Genomic DNA, 5,561 nt, shown 5'->3' with positions numbered 1-5,561 from the left:
CTTATGGACTTCAATACCGTCACGGCCGAATTTGCGCAGAGCGTTCCTGGAACAGATGCCTTCTTGAAGGTTAAGCAACAATCGCTTGCGCTTATGAAGAGCGATCCAGCCAATGCTGCAGCCTACTTTCTTATCTATGGTTTCGCCCGTTCTTACRTGATTTTGCACGACGATGAAGGCATTACGACCGAAGTCGCGAACACCGCCCAGGCTCAGTTGCTGAGCTACATGAAGGCGATTGAGCAGACACTGGGCAACGACCAGGCTCTCCTGAAGGCCATGAATCAAATCGTGCGTGACTATGATGGACGGCGCCAGCTTTTCTAAGCAAGTGGATAGGCTATGCATGTGCTACCGCTTCTGTTCTTGAGACGGTCGCATCCCCTTGCTCAGTTGGTGTCACGATAAAGAAGGGGAAGCTCGAGCTTCCCTTTTTAGGACAAAATCGCTCAAGGCTTACAGCGCCGCCTCCTTGAGCTCCTTCAGCGGCCACACCCTCCCCTCCACGGACGCCGGCTTGGCCGCGAACCACCGGTCCTGGCCAGTAAAAGGGCTCTTCCCAAAGCGCTTCTTCAAGGCCGGCACCTCGTCACCGAGCCCATTCCCAGGCACTAACCGGCACGATTGCCGATACGGCGAGCATATCGAAACCGTGCGTCTGGTCTTGACCCTCCTTCGGTGCTGCGGCCCTTCTGACATGCCGCATCAAATGCTGAAAGAAACAATTTTTCGGCATCGAGTCGGCAGCACATTCTGCTGTTCGGCCGGTAGAGTCAATCCCACAACGCCGCCCCCGAACTAAGAGTGCCGACGCACGTTTAGCGTTGTAGTGACATGAGAACGCAAAGCGATTCTGTGCACCAAGAAAAAACGATGGAGACAACCATGAACCATTTACGCCGCGCCGCTTTCCTTTTGCCAATGGCTTTGGCTTGCGCTGTCGCAACCGCCCAGCCGAGCCCGGCATATCCGACCAAGCCTATCAAGATAGTCGTTCCGTTCGCGCCTGGTGGCACGACAGATGTGTTGGCCCGGATCCTGGCGCAACGCATGACGGTGGCCTGGGGCCAGCCTGTCATCGTCGAGAACAGGCCGGGCGTCGGTGGAACGATCGGAGCAAGTATGGTTGCGAAGTCACCCCCCGATGGTTACACGCTCCTGCTGGGCACGGTTCATCATACGATTGCACAGGCTGTTTACAAGAACTTGCCCTACAACTTCGGCCGGGACTTCGCGCCTGTCAGCGTTATCGCGATGGTGCCGAATGTGGTGGTCGTCAACACGGGCCTTCCCGCGAAGACAATTTCTGAGTTTGTTTCTCTCGCGAGGGCGCAGCCGGGCAAGCTCAATTATGGAACGGCAGGCGCGGGAACGGCTCACCACCTTATCGGTGAGATGTTCAAGTTGCAAGCCGGCGTGGATTTGGTGCACGTGCCATATAAGGGGAGTGGGCCCGCCGTCACCGACCTGATGGGTGGTCAGGTGCAGGTGATGTTCGACACCGTCACTTCTGCGCTGCCGCAGGTCAAGGCTCACAAGACGCGAGCCTTGGCGGTGACGACGGTCAAGCGTTCCTCTGCCTTGCCCGATATTCCCACGCTCTCGGAAACGGTGCTGCCCGGTTTCGATGTTGGCACATGGTTTGGCATCGTTGCGCCCTCGGGGACGCCCGCGTCGATCGTAGAGAGGATCCACGGTGAGATCGACCGAATGGTGAGGGTACCTGAAGTTCGTCGGCAACTGCTGGAGATAGGCGCGGAACCGATTGGCAATACACCCGCCCAGATGGGAGCGCAGATCAAGGCGGAGTTAGGTGCCTATGAGACGCTGGCTAGCCAGATCAAACTGGTCGTCGAATAACCGTTCATCGTAGAACCTGAACCGCCCCCTCCAGGCGTCGATTTCCGCGCAAGCACCGAGGGACATCTGTTTGCGCATTGCCTACGCATGACACCACATTAACTATGCAATCTGCGATGGAAGCACGTACGCTTTACGACAAGCTGTGGCGAAGCCACCTCGTTGACCTGAATGAAGACGGTGAGGCACTGCTGTATGTCGACCGACATCTGGTCTACGAGGTGACCAGTCCTCAGGCCTTCGAGGGTCTGCGCCTGGCTAACCGCAAACCGTGGCGACCGGCAACGGTGCTTGCCACGGTGGACCACAACGTCCCCACGACATATTCCGAGCGGGCCAGCATCGATAGCGTCCCCGATCCGTTTTCACGACAGCAGCTACGCCAGCTCGACGCAAATTGCCGGGAGTTCGGCATCACGGAGTTCGACATCTTCAATCCCCGCCAGGGCATCATTCACGTGGTCGGACCCGAGCAGGGTGCGACGTTGCCCGGAATGACAGTGGTTGCTGGCGACTCGCACACAAGTACGCACGGCGCATTTGCGGCGATGGCATTTGGCGTCGGCACCTCCGAAGTCGAACACGTGCTCGCCACCCAATGCCTGACTATGCGGCCACTGCGCACCATGCTCATTCAGGTGAGTGGCGCCCTCCCACAAGGCGTGACCGCGAAAGACCTGGTCCTCGCCATCATCGGCCGCATCGGCACTGCCGGCGGAACAGGATTTGCCATCGAGTTTGGGGGCGACACGATCCGCGCGCTCTCGATGGAGGGGCGCATGACCTTGTGCAATATGGCCATCGAAGCCGGTGCACGCGTCGGCCTGATTGGTGTGGACGATACGACCGTCGAGTATCTGCGCGACCGTCCCTATGGTCCGCGAGCGGATCATTGGGATGCTGCGGTTGCTTACTGGCGTACATTAGTCAGTGACAGGGAAGCCATATTCGATCGCATAGTCGAGATCGATGCGAGCGAATTGCGACCGATGATCACTTGGGGAACCTCGCCGGAAATGGTGGTGACAGTGGACGCACTTGTCCCCGATCCGGCGCAGGAGCTTGACCTCGTCAAGCGAGCGGGAATGGAGCGCGCGCTCGCCTACATGGGGTTGAAGCCCGGCACCGCCATGCAGGATATTCGGGTCGACAAGGTGTTTATCGGATCCTGCACAAACTCCCGTATCGAAGACCTCCGTGCAGCCGCCGCAGTTGTGGCGGGTAGGAAAATCGCACCGTTCGTCCGACAAGCATTGGTTGTTCCGGGGTCGGGGCTGGTAAAGGCGCAGGCCGAGTCGGAAGGACTGGACCGCGTGTTTACGGATGCAGGCTTTGAATGGCGACAGCCGGGTTGTTCGATGTGCCTCGCCATGAACGAGGATCGTCTGGGTGCCGGGGAGCGATGCGCTTCAACGTCGAACCGGAACTTTGAAGGGCGGCAAGGCGCAGGTGGGAGAAGCCATCTTGTCAGCCCGGCCATGGCGGCGGCAGCTGCGATTGCCGGGCACTTTGTCGACATCTCGCGGGAGAAGCGCTGATGGAACGGTTCACATGTCTTGATGCAGTCGCGGTGCCGCTGGCCCGTCCCAACATCGATACAGATGCCATCATTCCGAAACAGTTCATGAAATCGATTTTCAGGACCGGATTCGGAGACAACTTGTTTGATGAGTGGCGCTACCTTGATCGGGGCACACTAGGTCAAGATGCCTCGAAGCGGCCAAGAAATCTTGATTTTCCTCTCAACCAGCCTTGCTACGCCGGAGCGCGAATCTTGCTGGCCAGAGAGAATTTCGGGTGCGGATCGAGCCGCGAGCATGCTCCCTGGGCATTGCGCGACTTCGGAATGCGCGTGCTGATAGCACCGAGCTTCGCCGACATCTTCTACGATAACTGCTTCAAAAACGGCATCCTACCGATTATTCTGCCTTCAGATGTCGTGGATGGACTGTTTACGCTGGCGCAGAAGCAGCCGGGCATCACGCTCCATGTCGACCTGCCGTCTCAACAGATCACGCCCCATAGCGGGAGACCCATCGCGTTCGRGGTCGATGCCGACCGGAAGACGAGGCTGCTCCACGGCCTCGACGACATTATCTTGACACTTCGGAAGGCAGAGACCATTCGGTCATACGAGGCAAGACGACGACTGACCGAACCTTGGCTCTTTGTGGACCTCGCAGGGCTGTTGCCATGACCACAAATTTCCCGCATCCAATCCCCGATCGAGATCCCGATCCTCTGGAAACCTCAGAGTGGCACGAGTCCTTTATGGGGCTGGTGACACACGGTGGGCACAGCCGCGCGTGCTTCATGCTCGATGAACTTGTGCGCCTGGCGCGCACACAGCAGATTCCATGGCAGCCTGATCTGAATACGCCCTATGTCAACACGATTGCAGTAGAAGCGCAGCCAGCTTTTCCCGGAGATCTGGCGCTGGAGGAGCGCCTGGCTTCGCTGGCAAGATGGAATGCCCTCGCCATGGTGGTGCGGGCTAACAAGGCCTATGGCGAACTGGGCGGACACATAGCCAGCTACGCCAGCGCGGCCGATCTATTTGAAGTTGGTTTTAACCACTTTTTTCACGGCCGCAACGGGGACCATGGCGGCGACCTGGTGTTCTTCCAGCCACATAGCGCGCCAGGCGTGTACGCGCGCGCTTTCCTCGAGGGGCGACTGACCGAAGCGGATCTGTCGCACTATAGGCGGGAAATCACCGCCTCCGAGTCAGGGGCGTGTGGCCTGTCAAGCTACCCTCATCCATGGCTGATGCCCGACTTCTGGCAGTTTCCCACCGGCTCGATGGGTATTGGGCCAATCAGCAGCATCTATCACGCGCGTTTCATGCGCTACCTGACTCACCGCAACCTGCTCAATTGTGAAGGACGTAAGGTCTGGGGCGTGTTCGGAGACGGCGAGATGGATGAGCCGGAAAGCATGAGCGCGCTCACCCTGGCCGCGCGGGAGCGGCTTGACAATCTGGTGTGGGTAGTCAACTGCAACTTGCAGCGTCTCGACGGCCCGGTACGCGGCAACGGCAAGATCATTGACGAGTTGGAACGCTTGTTCGCCGGAGCAGGGTGGAACGTCATCAAGCTACTCTGGGGGAGTGATTGGGACGGCCTATTTGCGCGAGATCTTACAGGCACACTGGTACGCACATTGGGCGCCACCGTGGACGGGCAGATGCAGACCTTCGCGGCGAAGGACGGCCGCTATAACCGTGATCACTTCTTTGGGCAGAATCACGCGGTTGAGGCGGTGGCGCAAGGCCTCACGGACGAGCAGATTGATCGCCTGAAACGCGGGGGCCATGACCTTGTGAAGATCTACGCGGCCTACGCCGTCGCCGCCGCCCACCGTGGCCAGCCCACCGTAATCCTGGCTCACACCAAGAAGGGGTACGGCATGGGTACGGCCGGGCAGGGCAAAATGACTACGCACAGCCAGAAAAAACTTGATGAGACGGATCTCATCGAATTCCGCAACCGCTTTCACCTGCCGCTGACCGACGAGCAGACGACTAGTCTTGCCTTTTACAAGCCCGCCGACGACAGCCCCGAGATGCGCTACCTGCGTGAGCACCGCGAGCGTCTTGGCGGTGCTTTGCCCAAGCGCGAAACTGCTTGCGACATCGTGCCGGTACCAGCTCCAGAGCAATATGCGCGCTTTGCCTTGCACATGCGCGCTTTGCCTTGCAC

At 58.9% G+C, this 5,561-nt stretch carries 4 protein-coding genes and 1 pseudogene; all 5 read left to right on the top strand.

Annotation, left to right across the window (positions count from 1 at the left end; translation table 11 throughout):
• Positions 1-327 (top strand): hypothetical protein (locus tag AC1DPR_RS31280; protein WP_477817946.1); only part of this gene is annotated, 327 nt, incomplete at its 5' end.
• Between the two features lie 507 nt (positions 328-834).
• On the top strand, positions 835-1,860 hold the full coding sequence (locus tag AC1DPR_RS31275) for a Bug family tripartite tricarboxylate transporter substrate binding protein (RefSeq protein ID WP_477817945.1): 1,026 nt from the start codon (positions 835-837) through the stop codon (positions 1,858-1,860).
• Positions 1,861-1,976: 116 nt separating this feature from the next.
• Positions 1,977-3,398, top strand: a complete 1,422-nt coding sequence (gene leuC / locus AC1DPR_RS31270; RefSeq protein WP_477105761.1) for a 3-isopropylmalate dehydratase large subunit — start codon at positions 1,977-1,979, stop codon at positions 3,396-3,398.
• Positions 3,398-4,057: a 3-isopropylmalate dehydratase small subunit gene (gene leuD / locus AC1DPR_RS31265; RefSeq protein WP_477817944.1), complete on the top strand. Its 660-nt coding sequence runs from the start codon at positions 3,398-3,400 to the stop codon at positions 4,055-4,057. Before leuC ends, leuD begins: the two co-directional genes overlap by 1 nt.
• Positions 4,054-5,561, top strand: a pseudogene (locus tag AC1DPR_RS31260) (pyruvate dehydrogenase (acetyl-transferring), homodimeric type); the annotation flags it as partial. The gene leuD and the pseudogene AC1DPR_RS31260, both read left to right, overlap by 4 nt.

Source organism: Rhizobium sp. 01T417 (assembly GCF_056398905.1).
This window is presented reverse-complemented; position numbering and strand designations above follow the sequence as displayed.

What these genes read in the sequence shown, in the direction of transcription:
- AC1DPR_RS31275 (WP_477817945.1), top strand. Translation starts at nt 835, where the DNA reads ATGAGAACGCAAAGCGATTCTGTGCACCAAGAAAAAACGATGGAGACA.
- leuC (WP_477105761.1), top strand. Translation starts at nt 1,977, where the DNA reads ATGGAAGCACGTACGCTTTACGACAAGCTGTGGCGAAGCCACCTCGTT.